Source organism: Burkholderia sp. SIMBA_051 (assembly GCF_046534915.1).
In the GTDB taxonomy this organism is placed as follows: domain Bacteria; phylum Pseudomonadota; class Gammaproteobacteria; order Burkholderiales; family Burkholderiaceae; genus Burkholderia; species Burkholderia ambifaria.
On the sequence record NZ_JAWRXS010000005.1, the window covers coordinates 74,962 to 93,468 of the forward strand.

An 18,507-nucleotide genomic window follows, 5' to 3' on the forward strand; every position below is an offset into this window, starting at 1 on the left:
GCCGCGCCGCGGCAGAAGAGGGAGACAACCGCCGGCGAGACAATTCACTGCCGTCTTGCGCCCGACACCGCATAGCCGGAGATCGCCGCTGCCAAGCCGAGCGCCGGGTACGCACGGTCAACCGCTACGAGATCCGCTTGCATTTCCGCAAGCAACCAGTCTCTTACATCGGCGACGATCGGCCTGAGAGGGCGGCCTGGCGCCCAGGACAGGCAACACAGGCGATCAGTACCAATCAGCTCGGACTCGGCCGGCACGAGCGCTTTCTCCGCGAGCCAGTGCGTGAGCACGTTCACCCAGCCGAGTGCGACCCCCTGGCCGAGCAGCGCCGCCTGGATGACGATCGCATAATCGTTCAGGCTTAGCACGTTGGTGACAGTGCGCGCCTGGCTCGCGAACGCGGAAAAGCGCGTGTGCCAGCCGCGCTCTTCCGCGTCCATCACAATTACCGTGTCGCCGTGCTGGCGCCATGCATCGCTTTGCGCAATCTCCGCATAGCGCTCGTTGCATACCGGTAGCAGCAGTTCGGGCATGACCCGCACGCTATTGTCCCCGAGTTCGCTTTCATGCAGAAAGCGCATGCCGAGGTCGACGTCGCCAAGGGGGCCGCCGATGCGGCCCGAAATGAGTTGGAACCGCAGGTCGACCGACGGGAACGCCGCGTTCAGCCGACTCATTCGCGGCATCAGCCAGTGGGTCGTGAACGCTGTCGACACCGACAGCGTAACGGGTTCGACGCCCGTTGCCCGGGCCTCGATCTCGTGGATTGCATCTTCGATGCCGTTCAGGCCCTCCGAGATCTTGCGGTACAGAATCCTGCCATCCTCGGTGAGCGAAATGCCGCCGTGTATGCGCTCGAACAGCCTCACGCCCAGGTGTTCCTCCATGCGTGAAAGCATACGGCTCACAGCCGGCTGACTGACGTAGAGCTCCTGTGCTGCGCGCGTGAAGTTTCCGCAACGGGCGGCTGCTTCAAAGACGAACAGCGCATTCGCGCTGGGGAGTTTGCGACGAAGGTTCGGCATGACCTGATGTTATGCCCGATCCAACAATTTGGGAATTGCCGCCAAAAATGACGGCGCCTATATTTTCCTCAACACGGTCTGACATGCGGGAGCGGCAGATGGACGCGAGAGTGAAGGCGGGCGTTTCGGTTCGGTCGGCGGTCAAACGTTATGGCAACGTTTCGGCGCTGGATGACGTGTCTCTTGAGGTCGCGCAGGGCGAATTCGTTTCGTTGCTCGGCCCGTCCGGGTCCGGCAAGACAACGCTGCTCGGCATTCTCGGCGGATTCGTGCAACCCACGAGCGGCAGCGTCTGGGTCGGCGACCGGGACATTACATTTGCACCGCCTCACAAGCGCGACATCGGGATCGTGTTCCAGAACTACGCGCTGTTTCCGCACATGACGGTCGGAGAGAACATTGCATTTCCGCTGCGTGCGCGAGGCGAGCCGAAGGCCGGTTGGGCGCGCAGAGTGTCGGATGCGCTCGCGATGGTCGAACTGGCAGGTTATGAGGACCGACGTGTCGGCGAGCTCTCGGGTGGTCAGCGCCAACGCGTGGCGCTCGCGCGCGCGATGGTGTTCGAACCTCAATTGATCCTCATGGACGAGCCGCTTTCCGCGCTCGACAAGCAACTGCGCGAGACCATGCAGATCGAGCTGCGTCGTCTTCATCGACGGCTCGGCGCGACGATCATCTATGTGACTCACGATCAACGCGAGGCGCTGACGATGAGCGATCGTGTCGCGGTGCTGAGGCACGGCAAGCTTGTCCAGATCGATACGCCGGAGCGCCTCTACGATCGGCCGTGCAACGCGTTTGTCGCGAGCTTTATTGGCGAGGCCACGCTACTGCCCGTCGAGCGGGCGGGGGAGGACCTCGTGCGGCTCGGCGATGCCGTGCTGCGAACGAGCTCGCCATTGCCGCGTGCGGACAAGCTGCTGCTCGCGGTACAGACCGAAAAGCTCGTCATCGACGACGGCAGCGCACCGTCCGGCGCGAACCGCTTGAGCGTGCGCGTGACCGAGGTGCTCTATCAGGGAGAAAGCCTGCGTGTGTTCGGGGCGCTGTCCGACGGTACCGCGCTCAGCTTGCGTCAGCCGGGCAACCATGATGCGCGGCGGCGTATTCCGCCGCCGGGCGCTTCCGTCGCCGTCGCGCTCGATCCGCACGACACGATCGTCGTGCCCGCTTGACGGGCGCGCGTCCGGTTTGTGCTTGTTTCAGTTGTTTCGCTCAATTTTCATGTAATCAAGGATCCAGGCCATGAAGCTTACCGATTTCAAGGTGCTGACGTTCGATGTCGTCGGCACGCTGATCAATTTCGAACAGGGCGTGCTCGCCTCGGTGCGCCGCCTCGGCGGGGTCGCCGCGAAGGATCTCTCCGACGACCAGATTTTTGAACCGTACCTGCGGGGCCGCGCAGCGTTCCCCGGCCGCTCGAGCCGCGAGATGGCGAACGTCTACCGATCGCTTGCGAAGGAGCTTGGGTTGCCCGACGACGTGCAGTCTGCCGCCGCGTTCCAGCGCGATGTTCTCGAGTGGCCCGCGTTCGCCGACTCGGTAGCGGCGCTCAAGCGCCTGCGCAAGCACTTTCGTCTCGTCGCAATGACAAACGCAGACCGTGTCGCGCTCTCGGCATATGCCCACACGCTTGGCGATCCATTCGACGATACCGTCTGCTGCGACGAAACCGGCGTCGCGAAACCCGATCCGCAGTTTTTCGCGTACAACCGCGGGCGTCAGGCCGCGTTCGGCTACAAATTCGGCGAGATTCTGCATACCGCGCAGAGCCAGTATCACGATATCGGTATCGCGACAAAGCTCGGCTATGCGACATGCTGGATCGAACGGCGGCGCGATCAGCATGGCTTCGGCGGAACGCCGGTGCCCGATGCGGTGACGCCGCCGACGTTCTGCTTCCCGACGCTTGCCGCGCTGGCGGATGCGGTCGACGCCGAACGCGCCGCGGCCTGACGATGCTCGCGCCGCTTGCTTCCACGGCTCCGCAGCCCGACTCTCTGTGGCGGCATCTTGCTGCCCGGTCGGGGGTACTCGATGCGAGGGTCGACGCCGGTCCATTGATGCGCGATGTGCAGACCGAGGTTGCGGTGATCGGCGCCGGCTACTCGGGCCTCGGCGCCGCCTATGCGCTGCAGCGGCGCGGCGTGCCATGCGTCGTGCTCGACGCGAATCCGGTTGGCTGGGGGGCTAGCGGGCGCAACGGCGGCGTGGTGTCGTCCAAGTTCCGGCTGTCCTTTCCGACGATCGCGGCGCGCCACGGACTCGACGTCGCGAAACGGATGCACCGGCTCGCGCACGACGGCGTGCGGACCATCGAGGCGCTGGTCAGCGAGTTCGGACTTGCGGGAGCGCAGTTTGAACGCAACGGCAGCTTGCGCTGCGCACACACTGAGCGCGCGCTGGCGGCGTGCGTCGCCGAAGCAGAGTGGGTTCGCAAATCGCTCGGGGACGCGTCGATGACCTCGCTCACGGGCGCGCAGGTCGCAGAGGAAACCGGGTCGACAGGCTTCGTCGGCGGTGTGCTGAGTGCCGACGCGGGCACGATCCTGCCGCTCGAGTATGTGCTTGGCCTGGCGCGCGGGTTGACGGCGCGCGGCGTGCCGATCCATGCGCACACGCCCGTGGTGGCAATCCGGCGCGAGCCGGGCGCGCCCGGCGTCACGCTGAGTACCCCTGGTGCGATCGTGCGCGCGAAGCGGTTGATCGTCGCGACCAATGCGTATTCGGACATCACCGGGGCGACCGCCCGCTATCAGCGCGAGCTGGTGCCATTTCGTAGCGCGATGATCGCAACCGAGCGCCTGCCGTCCGTGCTCGACGAGGCACTCATGACGCAGCGCCGCAGCTACACCGAGACGCGACGCATGATGAGGTGGTTTCGACGTGCGGACGGCCGGATGGTGTTCGGCGGGCGCGACGCGTTCGGCAAGGAGGGGCAGAACACCGGCTTCGAGGCACTGCGTCGTGCGATGGTCGCACTGTTTCCGGCGCTCGAGGACGTGCGCGTCGAATTCCGCTGGTCAGGTTATGTCGGCATGACGTTCAACGCATTGCCGCACGTTGGTCGCAGCGACGACTCAACCGTGTTCTGTGTCGGTTACAACGGTGCTGGCGTGGCGATGGCGAGTCTCGTGGGCCAGCACGCGGCGGCGCTTGCGCTCGGCGAGATGCCTGATCTCGCGTTGCTCGCGCAGGATGGCCTGCGGCCGGTTCCGCTCCGGGCGCTGAGAGCGCCCGGCGTGCGGTTCGTTGCAGCGTGGTATCAGCTTCTCGATGCGCTGGGGGTATGATGACAACGGTCAAGACTATTATTTCGAAAATCGAACTGATGCGACCGAAGGAGGAGGGCGTCGCACGCCACCATCGGCGTCGCCAGGATCGGACGATGCTGTTGCTGCTGGCGCCGGCGCTCACTGTCGTGGTGCTGCTCCTCGTCGTGCCGCTTGCGTGGCTGTCCTGGCAGTCGATCTGGCAGGACGGTGGCTTTACGCTTGGCAACTATCGCCGTGTTTTCAGCGGTGCCTATCTCGAGACCTTCGCGTTGACGTTCCGGCTGAGTGTGCTTGTCACGACAGTCACGCTGCTGCTCGCCTATCCGGTCGCGTATCTCGCGGCTTCGGTGCGGCCGAGGTACGCAACGCTGATTCTCGGGATGGTGGTGCTGCCGTTCTGGACGAGCGTGCTCGTGCGCACCTATGCGTGGCTTGTGCTGCTGCAGCGCACCGGCGTTGTGAACAAGCTGCTGCTCGCGACAGGACTCGCAGAGCGCCCGTTGCAACTCGCTCACAATGAACTGGGAACGGTTATCGCGATGGTGCACATCCTGCTGCCGTTTATGGTGCTGCCGCTCTATTCCGCGATGCAGAAGATTCCGCAAAACCTTGCGCAGGCGGCCGCGAGTCTCGGTGCGTCGCCAATGCACGGCTTTCTGCGCGTGTTTCTCCCGCTGTCGATGGGCGGCGTCGTGGCGGGCGTCACACTGGTGTTCGTGCTGTGTCTAGGCTTCTACATTACGCCCGAGCTGATGGGCGGCGGGCGCTCGATCATGGTATCGATGGTCGTGAGCCGCAACGTCGAGATCTACAACAGCTGGGGGGCAGCCAGTTCGGTGAGCGTCGTGCTGCTCATGTGCGTGTTCGCGATCTTCTATGCGGCAAGCCGCGTGATTCCGCTGGACAGAACCTTGGGGGCGAAATGAGACCGAATCCACTCGCGCGCGCACTGCTCGTCGCCACGGTGTTGCTGATCCTTGCATTCCTGATGATCCCGGTGCTGATCGTCGTGCCCATGTCGTTCTCGGACACGCGCTTCATGACGTTTCCGCCCCCCGCGCTTTCGCTACGCTGGTATCGGGCGTTCTTCGACAATCCCGAGTGGCTCGCGGCCGCGCGGACGACGCTCGTGGCCTCCTGCGGTGCAGTGCTGATCGCAACGCCGGTTGGCGTCGCCGCGGCCTACGCGGTCGAGCACGGTGAGCATCCGCTGATTCGCTGGCTGCGCACCGCGATCATGCTGCCACTGATGGTGCCGATCATTATCGTCGCGGTTGGCGTGTTTTTCGTCTATTCGCAGCTCGGCTACGTGAATACGCTCGGCGGACTGATCCTCGCGGATGCGATGCTCGGCCTGCCTTACGTGCTGATCTCCGTGGGCGCGGATCTGCGCACGTTCGACCATACTCAGGAGATGGCGGCCCGGAGTCTGGGGATGAACCGGCTGCGCAGCTTCCTGACGGTGACGTTGCCGCAAATCCGCTCGAGCGTGATCGCGGGCGCGGTGTTCGTGTTCATTCAGGCCCTCGACGAGACCGTCGTGGCACTTTTCGTGTCGGGCGGCGCGAGCCAGACGCTCACGCGCAGGATGTTCGTCACGCTGCGCGACGAGATCGATCCGACCATTGCGGCGATCAGTACGATGCTTACCGCACTGACACTCGCCCTCGTGCTTGTTGTCGTGATCAGCCGCCGCGGCGGCCCGGCGCGTATGGCAACCGGCTGAGGAAGCCGTGACTGGTTCTCGGCGCGACACGGGGCACGGCCGCTAACGAATCGAACGACCGGTGGTGCTCCCCGATGCTTGTGAAACATCCATGACGCGTGCGGTCGAATTCCGGAGTGAGGTGCTTCGCATCGCCGATCGCGCAAGTGTTAGCACACGCTTGCCGAATCGACCCGAATCTGCGCCCGGCATCGATCACGATTTTCGTACCGTGGGAGCAGCTGGCGAGCGAAGAGGCATACGGATCGACAAGCGGTGTATCGTTGGCGACGAGGTAGGCGATCAGGTGGCCCACGCCGGGACCAATGGCGCACCTGTGCTCTGAAAATCCGGTGCCGATGAAGGAGCCGGAAACACGCGCGACACCGGAGATCACGCGGAATCGCGTCGGGGGCACGTCCATATAGCGCGCCGAGCGTTGCGCGATGCACACGCTGTCAGATGCGGAGACACGCGAATGAATCGCGCAAGCCCGAGATCGACGTAACGTGCGTTCAGTTTCCTGAGTGACTGCGCAGTCGGTCCGCGATACGCTCTGCGATCATGATAGTCGGGACATTCGTGTTTGCGCACGGAATCGACGGCATCAGCGATGCATCGCAAACCGTCAGCCCGTCGATACCGTGTACCACACCGTCCGGATCTGTCACTGCGAGTGGGTCGCCGGCAGCGCCCATGCGGCACGTTCCCGAAGGATGCCAGGTGCCGCCCACGGCATGCGCGACAAAGTGGGTGAGCGCGGTGTCGTCGGCAAGAAGCGCATCGAGAGATATTCCTTGTGTGACGACACGCCCGATCAACGCTGCACGCAGCGGTCCGGCGACGTCGAGCAACCCGCTTAGCGCGCCGCGCTGCAACGCGTTCAATCCGCCAGGACGTGCGATCGACGCGACGCGCGGCGAGTAGCTCGACGGAAAGCGCGGACCGAGTCGGGCGGCGAGCACGGGCTGGGCAAGCGTCCAGGCGCCGAATCGGACCGCATCTTTCAGACGCTGGAGGTCGCGTGCGTCCGACAGCATGGAAAAGTTGACGTCGGGTTCGTCGCGCACATCGGTGGAGGTCAATGTGACGCGTCCGCGCGAATACGACTTGTTGACCCAGAAGAACATCGTGCCGAGCCGGTAGCCGACCGAATGCCAGCCCGAGCGCGACAGGATCGCACCGTGCATGTCGCCGGGAGGTGTGTCGGGGAGGCCGGACGAGTAGCGCACGATCGCTTGCTCGTGATGTTCGTCGGGAAACGGCGAGCGCAGTGCGCGCGGCAGAAATGCCGACACGGCGATCGACGGGTGCTCCATCAGGTTGCGTCCCACACCATCGAGTGGCGCCAACACGTCGATGCCGAACCTGCGCAACTCGTCAGCCGGCCCGATGCCGCTACGCATAAGCAGGGCGGGACTGTGGATCGCGCCTGCGCTGACGATTACGTGGCGCGCTCGCAATATCGCCTCGCTGCCGTCGGCACGCACGATGTCCGCGCCAGTCGTGCGGCGGCCCTCGAACCGTAGGCGTGCCACCTGGGTATCAGCGACGATCGTGAGATTGCGCCGCGCTCGGGTGGCGGCGTCGAGATAGCAAACCGAGGTCGGAATCCGTTCGCCGTGCTCGCTGACCGAGATGACACCGGGAAATACGCCGTCCTCCCACGGACCGTTCTGATCCGCGCGAAGCGGATGTCCGTGTCGGCTGAGCGACTCGATCACGGCACGCACGAACGGGGAGAACCTGTCGTGCGAGGTACGTCGCACGCGAAGCGGCCCGTTCTTGCCGTGCAGCGGGCCGGCGAAGTCGGCGTCGTGTTCGAGCTTCAGGAAGTATGGCAGGCAATTCGCCCAGTTCCATCCGGTCGCACCGAGCGCGTCCCATTCGTCGTAGTCGGCGGGCGCCCCACGGTTGGCCATCAGCGCATTGATCGCCGATCCACCGCCCAGCAAGCGAGCTTGCTCATAGCGGCGCGGGGCGCTCGATGCACGCATCTTCGCGTGCAGACGCGTCCAGAGGTTGCGTGTGTCGAGATAGGCTCGGCCGGGGTAGCGGCTGCGAATGTCGGGTGGCATGGTTGCCGCCGCGATGTCACGGCCCGCCTCGACGAGACAGACCGAGCGACCGGCATCCTCGGACAGCCGGGCGGCCAGCACGCAACCCGCCGAGCCGCCGCCGAGAATCAGGTAGTCGTACACTATCGAGCGGAACCGAAGGGAGTGAGGCGCCACGGCTTTGCGCGCGAGGCGCACGGAACGTTCCGGCATGTGAAGAGGCTGCAGCGTCTCCCGTCGCGCGTTTCCGGCACTATTGCTGCATGAACTTCAGCCAGCGGGCTTTCGCCTGGATACCGTTGGGCGACGCCCACCATTCTTCGGAGAGCAGGGCCTGCTTCGCGGCATTTTGCGGGGAGCTGGGGAGTTCGCCTGCCCGTTGAGGCGAGATCTTGCCGATCTTGTACGCGGTTGGATTACCGGGGCCATAGTCGATGTAGGTCGGCAGGTTCGCTTGCAGATCGGGAGAGACCGCCGCGTCGACGAAACGCACCGCGTCCGCGAGATTCGGTGCGTTCTTCAGGATGCACAGTTGCGTGTTCTGCAGGATGCCATCTTCGTAGGTGAATGCGATGTCGGAATTGTCTTTCGCGACGGCGCTCGCGCGGCCGTTCCAGATCATTTCCATGTCGACTTCTCCGTCGTGCAGCAACTGCGCGGACTGGCCGCCTGAGGTCCACCACACGGCAATGCTGGGCTTGATCTGTGCCAGCTTACGGAACGCGTGATCGACATCGAGCGGATAGAGCTTGTCGCGTGGCACCCCGTCAGCGAGCAGTGCGGCCTCGAGAACCGTCTGCGGATCGTTGCGCAACGCCCGTGTACCGGGGAAATCCTTGACGTTCCAGAAATCCGCCCAATTGCGCGGCACGTGTTTCAGGGTCTTTTTGTTGTAGCCAATGACGCTCGAGTAGAACTCGTAGGGCACGGACCAGGATGTACGGTACTTTTCCGGAATCGCGCCGGCGTTCGGCATCTTCGAAAAGTCGAGCTTCTCAATCAGCCCTTCGCGACCACCGCGCAGGCAGTTCGACGTCGGCGTGTCGACAACGTCCCAGATCGGCTTTCCAGTCGCGCCTTGTGCCTTGATTTGGGGCCAGGCATCGGGGATGCTGTCCTGGTTGATCGTGATACCGAGCAGTTTCGCGGCGGGGGCGAGAATTGCCTTCGTCTGTGCTTCCTGATAGGCGCCGCCTTGGGAGACGAAGGTAATCTTGCCGCCGGCGAGGACGGGTGTGGTGGTCACGCCGCCGATCGCCAATGTTATGGCTACCCGGCTCAAGCACTTTATCGAGATCACGACTTTTCCTTGACACGGTTGAGGTGGGAGCATCGTCCCAACGGTTCGCCGGTACATTGGCATGGCCGTTCGACAGAGATCGAGCGTTGTTTTGATTGACTATAGTGAGTCAATTTCGCGGGAACAATGCCGGAATTGTTGTGGCGAACATGACTTGATGTTATGGGGACCGAGAAGCCTTTCTTGTTATCGTTCGCGCGGGAGATTTCGGGCACCTACATTCAATTCGATATGCCGATTACAGGCGTACCAGACGTACCGGAGCATTTCGGCGGCACGTCGCACTTGAAGCGTCGATGAGCAGGAGGTTAGTGGGCGACGAGAACGTCAGGCTTGACTCGATATTCCGTATTCTTTGCGACGTTGGTCGAGCGACCGAGTGTCAGGACGTCGTCGGCCATTGCAGCCACGACCGCGGCATCATGCGTGATCAGCAGGATCGCCAGCCCGGACTCGCGCTGCACCCGCTTGAGCAGGTCGAGTACCCGCCGTCCGACAAACGGGTCCAGTGCCGATGTCGGTTCGTCACAGACGAGCACCGCCGGTTCGGGAGCCAGCGCCCGTGCGATGCACGCGCGCTGCTTCTGGCCGCCCGACAATTGCGCGGGTGGTCGGGTGGCGATCGCCGGCTCGAGCCCGGCCTCGGTCAACAACGCGACGATGCGCCCGCGGCGGCCGGCGCGTTGCCCTCCGGAATGGCGGGCGAGCGCGCGGTCGATCGCCGCGCCGATCGTCTCGGGCGGGTTCAGTGCGAGGTCCGGAAACTGATGGATCAGTTGGATTGCGTGCAACGCGTCCCGGCCGCGCTGCCGGTAGCTGCCGGGGGACCAATGCCCCGTGCAGGCGGATCGCGCCGCGCCGCGGCGGCAGCAGGCCAGCTATCACGCGCGCGAGGCTCGACTTGCCGGAACCTGACGGCCCGACTACCGCAAGTGTCTATCCGCGTTGGAGTGTGAGCGACACGTCGCGCAGCACCGGCGAGCCCTCCGGAACGGGGGCACCCGGCTCGCGGCGCCCGATCGATACGGTCAGCAGCCGTTGCGTATATTTGTGCTTCGGTGCCGCGACTACGTCGCGCGCCAGTCCCTGTTCGACGATGCGGCCGTTGCGCAGCACGATGAGTGTGTCGGCGATGCGAGCGACGGCCGGCAGATCGTGGCTGATGAACAGCGCGGCGGTGCCGCTCGATGCCAGCGTCGAGCGGGCGACCGCTAAACCTGGTCGCGCGTTGCGGCGTCGAGCGCGGCGGTAGGCTCATCGAACACGACAATGTCCGGCGACGCACATAGCGCCATCGCGACCATCGCACGCTGCAACTGGCCGCCGGATGCCTGATTCGGGTACCTCTCGCCGAACCGTGCCGGATCGGGCAAGCCGAGCAGCGCGAACAGCTCGATCGCGCGGCGGTGCGCGGCATCACGATCGAGCACACGGCGTACGACGGCCGTCTCGATGACCTGCTCGATGAGTCGCTGGGTCGGCGTGAATGCCGCAGCGGCCGATTGAGCGACGTAGGCGATGCGCGTGCCGTGCAGGATTCGCGGATCACGAGCGGCCGGCCCGAGAATTTCCGTGTCACTGAGCGTCACGCGGCCGTCGCGCCGTGACATCCCGGTGCGCAATGCGCCGAGCAGCGCGAGGCCGAGCGTCGTTTTGCCGGCACCCGATTCGCCGATCACACCGACGATTGTGCCGCGAGCAATCGACATCGACACATTGTCAAGCACGGGCGTGGACGTCCGTGCGGAAGCGATCGACAGACGGTCAATGGTCAGTACAATTTCAGTCATCGTGTGCCCTCCGTCCCATCGACCACAGTCGAGCACACTGTTCACGCTGACGATGACGCTGCAATCGCCGAGCCCGGTACCAGTGCGGCCCAGACGCCGAACAGGGCTTATGAACAAGGCAAGCGTTCATGCTCTACAGAGCATGAACGCTTGCCTTGTTCATCCCCCACGATCGGTCACCGGCGCGTCGCGCCGACATCGGCTTAAACCTCGGTTGAGCCCTCCAGCTGGCAAGACCCAAGCTGACCGCTAGGCACTGGCGTGGCTTCGGCAGCAGGTAGGTGATGCGCGTGTCGAACGGGCTGCACTACACAACTTGGGCAAATCCACAAGCCTTTCGTGTCGGCGCTTGACCGCTATCTCGGTCTGCGCCGGCCTGCAATACATCACACCACGCCGGGACAAGTCGTCGACCACTCGGTCGGCGACTACTACTTGGCGCGCATTCGCTAGCAACTCGCACCGCACGTCGCTCGCTGAGAATGGACATACCTTCACGAATATCGGCAAGAGACGTCGCTCACGAGACGGATCTGAAGACAAAGGTACTGAAGGGTCCTGGGCAGTAAATGTCCTGACCTGGAAAATTACATGAAAAGCCGGTAGTCATAGGAGCGGTCCGTAAATCTGTCGAGCAACGCTCCAATACCGGCAACACGACGTGAAGTCTCGATCGTGGCTGGAAGCTGTCCATAGAGATCAAAGCTATTGAAGTTCATTTTTGAAAAACCAAGAACTTCCTCAGCGAGAGTCATGAGATCCGTTGTACCTGCATGACGACGAATGACGAGCGGGGCCGGTATGCGCCGTTTCCCCTGGAAATAACGAAGCCGCGGGTTCAGCGCAGTCGAAACGCCATGAACCCAAAGTAGCGCGGTCATGTCGTCGATCACAACGGTGGTACCTCGCCTGATGGGATACCCGTCGATGTCGAACTTGCCGTCGGCGGTCGGATGCGATGCGACGTAGCGCAACGTGTCGTCGATGAATATCTGCAGAAGCTCGACGCACGCGACGCCGTCGAGCCCCACTTGCAGGCCTTTGCGTTCATCTTCAAGAAAGGGCGTCTGCTTGTGCACGACGACGCGGTTGGGAAGACGCAGGTGAGCGTTGAAGAATAGTTCCCTGATACCTTCACCGAGCCGGCGGGCATCATCAAAGCTCATGAACGGATTTTTACTTCGCATGATCGGATTCTCGATCTTGCTCAGTCTGAACTGTAAGCCCTGTCCCGTTGGACTGTACAAGTGACTGCAACCGAGAACGACATGCCCCTGCGCATCGGCCGAGGTTTTTCGCTTGACGCTGAACCCCAGACCAACATATGCGGAGTCTTTGTCCAACCCAGGAAGCGTCCACGGCGTGCGCATGCTTTTCATGTACAGCGCGAGTGACAACCACCACCGGACCCGGCACTGCTGTGGGTTCTGAAGTGTATCCTCCTCGATAAACTGCGTCGCGCATCCGTTCGGAATGGCCGCTGCTTTCACAAAGTCATGCAGATCGAAATCCTCATCGTCGGACTGGTAACCGCGATACGGCTGCCAGCGCGACGGTATGTAGATAAGGGTGACGTCTGGTCGTGCCGAAGCTGCAAGTGAAGATAGGGCGGAAGTGATGCGTCCGGCAAGCAGGCGCGCTGCCTCTGGAGTGGTGTCGTCTGGTTCGCCCAGCGTGACGAACATCGGGACAGCGGGATCGGGCAGTTCCAGTGGGCAATGGAACGCCGAGCCAAACCCGGGAAACGGTGGCAGGTAATCGGAATCTTTGCCAGGTTGCGCCGTGTCGTGGAGCCGGCCGAGAAATTCACGGATCCGTTTTGCATCGCGTGAAGGTGTGATCACGGCCACACGTATCCTTGAAGCAATGCCTGACGCCGTCAGCGCGGCGTCAAACGGACGATTCTGCACCAGTCCGCGGACAGGATGCGTATCCAGCGCTACGCCATTCGCAGACTTTTGCGCGAAGTGCAACCGCGGTTCGGATAACTGGAGTCCGCTCTGACTGGCGGCAACCTCCTGCGACTCGGTGAGGCTGACGGTACGCTCACGCTCGTCGGTGATGCGGGCAAAGACAGGGCGGCCAGAAATGACGAACGAGATACCATCCTCGCTGTCCGGAAACCGAAGCGCGAGATCTCTTTTCGGGAGTAATCGCTTGCGCCAGAATTCCGTTGCTTCGTTGAACTCCTTGTTGTGCTGGTAGCCAAGCACCTTCTGCTTGACCAGGCGCTCGATTTCCTTCGGTGCCAGCGCACCACCGTCGTCGGTTACATGCAGAGTTGGCTTGATCACAAGTGCGAGCTTGTCGCCAAGAGAACGTACCTGCAGGAGCGCCGCATCGCAAACTCGCCAGCTGAGTCCATTCACCCGATGCGATTTGCCCGAATCGTTATCCCATACGAGCGAGTCACCGTCCGTAGAACATTTGGCCAGCCGCGAAAGCGTGCGTACTGTCGCGCGGCGAACCAAGTGGTTGATGACGCCGCCTTCGTAGCGGAGGTCTTCGTCGTTGAGCGGTACACGTTTGACTTCCCCGTTCAGGTTTTTGCCAAACGCGGTCTGGATCTGGGCGGGTGATGCAACGGCATATACCTTCCCACGGAAAGGAGCTGCGACAAATCCATACTCGTCCCCCGTGTCACGCAGTCTGGACCAAACGGTACCAACTGCCGGCCACTGATGAAGGTCGAACTCTAGGAGCTCTCGGGGCGGGGTCATCGGAATCGCGTTGCTTTTGATAAGCCCCGTGACCGGTAGCCTGGGCAAGGCAAAAGGCGACCTCTGATCAACAGGTGCCGCCTGGTACCGGTCAAGGATTTCGGTAACGCGCAGTCGCGCATCGCCCTTGGAGAGGTAAAGGGCGAGTCGACGCATCAAATCGTCAAAGGAAACGCCCTGGACAAGAAAACGATTTGCTTCCTCATTCTCCGGTGTCGACAGGAGCGAACTAACCGCGTCAAGCGGTTCGTCGTCGCCGTACTGGGTCCAAAAGAGTGGGCGGGAGGACCCTGTCGGCGTGTTGGCCGCGTATTCAGCAAAGGCACGCATCACACTGTCGTCACGACCGCTATAGCCGCAAACGACAACGGTGTGGCTTGTGAGCGACTGCACGAATGACGCGCGAAGCGTGGCCTCCTGTTCTACCAGTTCACCCGGCGTGTTCTTGAGGCTGTCGTACCGATAATCGCCGTGCATGGAGATACATGCCAACTCGCGTTCTCCCGGCGCACGGTACAGGCGTTGCTGGCAATCAATCCCGATCTCGATCGGCGTAACGTTGGCAGCTGCCGCTGAGCGTGACGCAAGGCCGTCGAAGTTAGGCGTCCATACAGATTTGACCAGCCCGTCGGCAGCCAGCAGCGCCATGAGCTGGTAGCCGAGATGAGGCTTGCACTGCTTCACCCATCTCTCAAAATACAGACGACGATCTTCACTACGGGCAAAGCAGGCCTCGATATAGGCGCCATACTCATCGGCATGACCCAGTGGCGGAAAGCGTCTCTGCTGATCAAGCCATGACTGGATTCGCGCCCGAACCGAGGGTAACGAAAGCTCGCTGAACTGCTCCTCGAGGCCAGGATTATTGGAGAGAAAGATCTCGCGTTTCCATTCCCAGATGCATTGCCCGGCCGAAGGCATTCCCGAACTCATGGACGCACCGGCGCCGAGAAATAGCATGAGCGGCCTGTCGCGCGAAACAGCAAGCGACCTGACCAGAGCATCTACTGTCATCCGTTTGACGGATGTTCCTTGCACGCGGCCGTTAAGGGCGTTCATCGTTATTTGTCGTTGTTGGCGAGTCGATAGTCTGATGATACAGATATCGCTACGCAGCGGATCATTCCGCTTTTTGCTTAGCCACGAGCAAACACCACACCGCAAGTTGACATAATTAACACTCTCATCTGAATCCGGGTATGACATCCGGGTATGACATCGGGTGTCTGTAGAGTACACGCGTCGCGACGATCAGTGCCGGAGGGACAAGAGTGCTGTTGGTTGTTCTCATCAGCCGTTCTGAGCCGGAAGGTAATGTGCTCCCCCACTCAATTTCACGTGAAGTGTCAACAAAATGAGATGACGGATCTGCGGGTGACGTGCCGCAGATCTGCTGGAATCGTAAGTTTTACGACGGCTGCTTTCCGGCCCGACAGTTGTCGACCCATTCCCACGCCATATCGTAGGTCACAACGGCATCCGCCCCTCGTTCTCTCTTGAAGTGGTTCAGCCAGCTTGTAGTACAGGCGTTGTCCTCGGTTGGCCACTCGCTACGATTCTCGGTACGAGCAGATGAGGAAGCCGATGTCGAGGTGGTTGCGCTATTTGCGACAGTCGGAAAGCGTTGCTCACATTGTGCCGACCACTTTGCCTCTTTGTCGTCGACATCCATCGGATTCGGTGGCGTAGCGTTGCGAAGCTCCCGGATACACGTTTTCACCTGCGTGCCACGCTCAATTGTTGCCAAAGTTTGTGCTGTGGCTTGAGCTTCCTCAGGAGTGGCGACTCGCGAGCCTGAATTCCAGACGCTGTGGCTGACGAGTTCGCCCGTGTTGGGATCGAATCGGTCCTCGGCACCGTCGAGTTGGTCGTTGGCAAATGCCGCACGATAGATCACGTGCTTGCCATCAGGCGAATAGCGAACTATCTCGCCGTTGGCCGCACCGTTTTCATAGTGTGCTTCCACAAGCGTGTTTCCGGTTTTCCCGTCGTACGTCTTGACCACGCCATTCAGCCGACCGTCCTTCCAGGGAAACTCTCCAATGAGTTGCTTGGTCGGTGCGTAGTAGATCTTCTCCGGACCGTCCGGATTTCCCTTATTGAAATTCGCATCGAGGACAGTTTGATCGCCCGAGTTGTCGAAGATCTGCATTGGGCCGGTGAGTGCTGCACCGCTGAACGACATCTTCATGCGAACGGTATCGGATTGTGGTGCCTTGCAGACGACGTCGCCGTCGAGCATCCCCGCACTGACCTTGGCGTCGCAGAGGAGACCGTGAATCATCATCGAATCGATGCCGCCGCGATAGGCTTCAGGCACGACATACGCACTGTTCTGCATCATTCGCTGATAGCCCGGTTGACTATTGAGAATGCTCGGGGCGGGCACGCTGGTGACTTTCCCGGAGAAAGGCGAGTTGGCGTCGCCCGCGTATACCTTGCCGTTGACAAGCTGGACGTTGCGGTAATCGAGTACATCACCTTTGCAGCCAGCGAGCAAAGCTGCTGCGAGCGAAGCTATGAGTAGGGCCGCCGCGTGACGGCAAGAACGAATAGGTTTCATGGTGTGAGTTCGTCAAAGAGGATGATTTCCGGCACCCGTGAGTGATGGGGCGGCGGGTTATTACGAGAAAGGGAGCAAAAAAAGACCGACCGGGGAACCGGTCGGCAAAGTGGGTTCTGGCGATCCGAGGGGGTACATGCCAGAACCCGGGCCAAAACAGTAAGAGGCTGAGATCAGCTATCGAGAGGAGATCACCGCGTTGAGCGCCGCCATGAGTGCCGCTGGCAGGCCGTTCGCGAATTGAAGCGATTGCTCGGTGTATGTCGAGGGGTACAACCAGCCGACCTGCAAGCGGCCAGCGCGCTGCGCGAGAATCAGCTTTGCGCCCCGTACGAGCGGTTGCATCCGACCGTTGGCTGTCGCGAGTGCCACGATGTCCGCAGGAGCGAAGTCGAGCACCAGGACGTTAGGGTTATTTGCGTAGACCGACCATGTGCCTGGTTTGGCATCGACGGTTGCACTGTGGTCTGCAGACAAACGGATGGAGCTCAATCCGACGTTCAGCGCCGCAAGTTCAACACCAACTGCCTGCTGAATCGAGGTGTAAGTCGTGCTCGAAACACCCGATGTCATGACGATAGTGCTGCCGTCTACATACGCAGGAACCCCACCGCAGACCAAGCCGTTCTGTACGACGGGGTTGTCGCACATCGGGACGGATACCGGGATGACGACCCGATCAGTGGAATAAGTTTGACGGCCGAGATAGGCGCCGGTGCCGCTGGGGAACGCAGTACTGGTCAGTTGTGCAGCGTGCGCGAAATCGTAGAAACCCGGTACGGCGGGAGCCGCAAGCGACAGCGGCTGGCCGGACAAGTCGACGGAGCGGACCTCGTACGTAAACCCGATACCCGACGCCGGATCTGTGCCCGACAGGATTGTGCCGACGCGCGTAAGCGGAAGCGGGGCGAGCCGCTGCGTCTCCGGGATGAGATTCGACCATGTTCCGTCAGACTTCAGCACGTACTCACCAGCCAACCCATCGTATTTTCCTCCGTTGTAGGCTCCGAGACCGACGCTGGCCCATGAGTCGCTTCCGGCCGGCAGATTCTCTTGCTGAGTGACTTGTAGTGCGGTGCCGACGATCTGGCGGACATCGCGGACCAAAGCCTGATTGGTTGAACCGGGTGTCTGGTTGTACCCGCCAAAGAACGAGATCAGATAGTCCACGAAGCTATAGGTCGGATTGGCGAGAACCTGCGACGCATCCGCAACCTGATAGACCGGCTTCTTTGCTTGAGCAGTAAGATCATCCTGCGTGATCGACGAGACGCTTCCCTTGGTGACCATCGCGTTCAGGGCATTGCGAACGGTCGATGCGTCGATGGCACCGCTCGTCGCGAAAGTTCCGAGCTTATCGACGACTTGGGCAGCGAGCGATTGTGTTGTCGCGTCCTTGTTCGCGAGGTAGTCCGCATTGGGATCGACCTGACCGCCGAGTAGTCCCTGCACGGTGGCTATTGCCTGCGATCGGCTCAAACCGGTCTGCATTTGTGCAGAGACGAGCGTCGTGAGTGGGCTGACGACTTGTGATGACGTTGGCTGGACGATCTGCGACAGCGTGAAGGTGGCCGGGAACTGGAAACCTGACGGACGAGAGAGGTCCTTGGTGGTCGGCGTGATCTCGACCCGGAGCGTTTTCCCTGTTGCGTCGCCGCTGTACGGAATCGAGAACTGACCGTTTCCATCCGTGACGGTGCTTGGATCCCCCGACTCACAAGTTCCGCTGTTGTTCAGGTCGAGGCAGACCGTGGCACCCGCAAGGTATCCATCGATGGCCTTGCCCGTGACTGCTGGCGTGGGCGTTGTCGGAGTGCTTCCTTCGCCCGATGATGGTTGACTAGATCCTGAATCGCCACCGCCGCCGCAAGCAGCGAGGGCAGTTGCGATGGACAGGCCCAGGATGTGTTTGTTGAACCCCGTATGTTTTATGGTTTTCATTGTTTTCTCCGTTTGACGTGCCGGTCCAGCACGCATGGGCACATCAATTGATGTGGTGTTTACTCAACAAAGACGAGCGCACCAAAGGAGCCGAGGTGGCGCGTGCTCAAGCCGGCTAAGCACCTCAGCCA

Annotated in this window: 14 protein-coding genes and 1 pseudogene; 5 read left to right on the forward strand and 10 right to left on the reverse strand. The window is 61.7% G+C overall.

What is annotated here, in order from left to right; all coding sequences use genetic code 11:
* Positions 1-44: 44 nt before the first annotated feature.
* Positions 45-1,025: a LysR family transcriptional regulator gene (locus tag SB771_RS13530; protein WP_175705273.1), complete on the reverse strand. Its 981-nt coding sequence runs from the start codon at positions 1,023-1,025 to the stop codon at positions 45-47.
* Positions 1,026-1,123: 98 nt separating this feature from the next.
* Between SB771_RS13530 and SB771_RS13535 the strand changes: the two genes are divergently transcribed.
* The 5 genes from SB771_RS13535 (at position 1,124) to SB771_RS13555 (ending at position 6,026) form a co-directional block, all read left to right on the forward strand.
* On the forward strand, positions 1,124-2,200 hold the full coding sequence (locus SB771_RS13535; protein WP_175705272.1) for an ABC transporter ATP-binding protein: 1,077 nt from the start codon (positions 1,124-1,126) through the stop codon (positions 2,198-2,200).
* A gap of 70 nt (positions 2,201-2,270) precedes the next feature.
* Entirely contained in the window at positions 2,271-2,981 is a 711-nt protein-coding gene (locus SB771_RS13540; RefSeq protein WP_175705271.1) for an HAD-IA family hydrolase, read from the forward strand.
* 2 nt (positions 2,982-2,983) lie between these two features.
* On the forward strand, positions 2,984-4,318 hold the full coding sequence (locus tag SB771_RS13545; protein WP_175705270.1) for an NAD(P)/FAD-dependent oxidoreductase: 1,335 nt from the start codon (positions 2,984-2,986) through the stop codon (positions 4,316-4,318).
* Positions 4,319-4,356: 38 nt separating this feature from the next.
* Complete coding sequence (locus SB771_RS13550) at positions 4,357-5,226, forward strand: ABC transporter permease (protein WP_244096706.1); 870 nt, start codon at positions 4,357-4,359, stop codon at positions 5,224-5,226.
* Positions 5,223-6,026, forward strand: a complete 804-nt coding sequence (locus SB771_RS13555) for an ABC transporter permease (RefSeq protein WP_175705268.1) — start codon at positions 5,223-5,225, stop codon at positions 6,024-6,026. Before SB771_RS13550 ends, SB771_RS13555 begins: the two co-directional genes overlap by 4 nt.
* A 494-nt stretch (positions 6,027-6,520) precedes the next feature.
* On the opposite strand, the gene SB771_RS13560 is transcribed toward SB771_RS13555, so the two are convergent.
* The 9 genes and pseudogenes from SB771_RS13560 to SB771_RS13600 all read right to left on the reverse strand — a co-directional run bounded on the left by SB771_RS13560 (position 6,521) and on the right by SB771_RS13600 (position 18,376).
* Positions 6,521-8,206, reverse strand: coding sequence for a GMC family oxidoreductase (locus SB771_RS13560; RefSeq protein ID WP_175705288.1), 1,686 nt, complete (start codon positions 8,204-8,206; stop codon positions 6,521-6,523).
* 109 nt (positions 8,207-8,315) lie between these two features.
* Positions 8,316-9,362, reverse strand: a complete 1,047-nt coding sequence (locus SB771_RS13565) for an ABC transporter substrate-binding protein (protein ID WP_244096707.1) — start codon at positions 9,360-9,362, stop codon at positions 8,316-8,318.
* A 308-nt stretch (positions 9,363-9,670) separates the two neighbouring features.
* Positions 9,671-10,153 (reverse strand): ATP-binding cassette domain-containing protein, encoded by a 483-nt coding sequence (locus SB771_RS13570; protein ID WP_279607301.1) that lies wholly within the window; start codon positions 10,151-10,153, stop codon positions 9,671-9,673.
* Between the two features lie 40 nt (positions 10,154-10,193).
* Positions 10,194-10,247: pseudogene (locus tag SB771_RS13575) on the reverse strand (hypothetical protein); the annotation flags it as partial.
* A gap of 51 nt (positions 10,248-10,298) precedes the next feature.
* Entirely contained in the window at positions 10,299-10,478 is a 180-nt protein-coding gene (locus tag SB771_RS13580; RefSeq protein ID WP_175705266.1) for a hypothetical protein, read from the reverse strand.
* 95 nt (positions 10,479-10,573) lie between these two features.
* Positions 10,574-11,269 carry an ATP-binding cassette domain-containing protein gene (locus tag SB771_RS13585; protein WP_175705265.1) on the reverse strand — a complete coding sequence of 232 codons (696 nt, stop codon included), beginning with the start codon at positions 11,267-11,269 and terminating at the stop codon, positions 10,574-10,576.
* 470 nt (positions 11,270-11,739) lie between these two features.
* Positions 11,740-14,931, reverse strand: a complete 3,192-nt coding sequence (locus tag SB771_RS13590) for an SIR2 family protein (protein WP_410721802.1) — start codon at positions 14,929-14,931, stop codon at positions 11,740-11,742.
* Between the two features lie 349 nt (positions 14,932-15,280).
* The gene (locus SB771_RS13595; protein ID WP_175705264.1) at positions 15,281-16,435 is read right to left on the reverse strand and encodes a toxin-antitoxin system YwqK family antitoxin; all 1,155 of its coding nucleotides are present in this window, start codon (positions 16,433-16,435) and stop codon (positions 15,281-15,283) included.
* A gap of 177 nt (positions 16,436-16,612) precedes the next feature.
* Entirely contained in the window at positions 16,613-18,376 is a 1,764-nt protein-coding gene (locus tag SB771_RS13600; RefSeq protein WP_175705263.1) for a hypothetical protein, read from the reverse strand.
* Between the last annotated feature and the right edge of the window lie 131 nt (positions 18,377-18,507).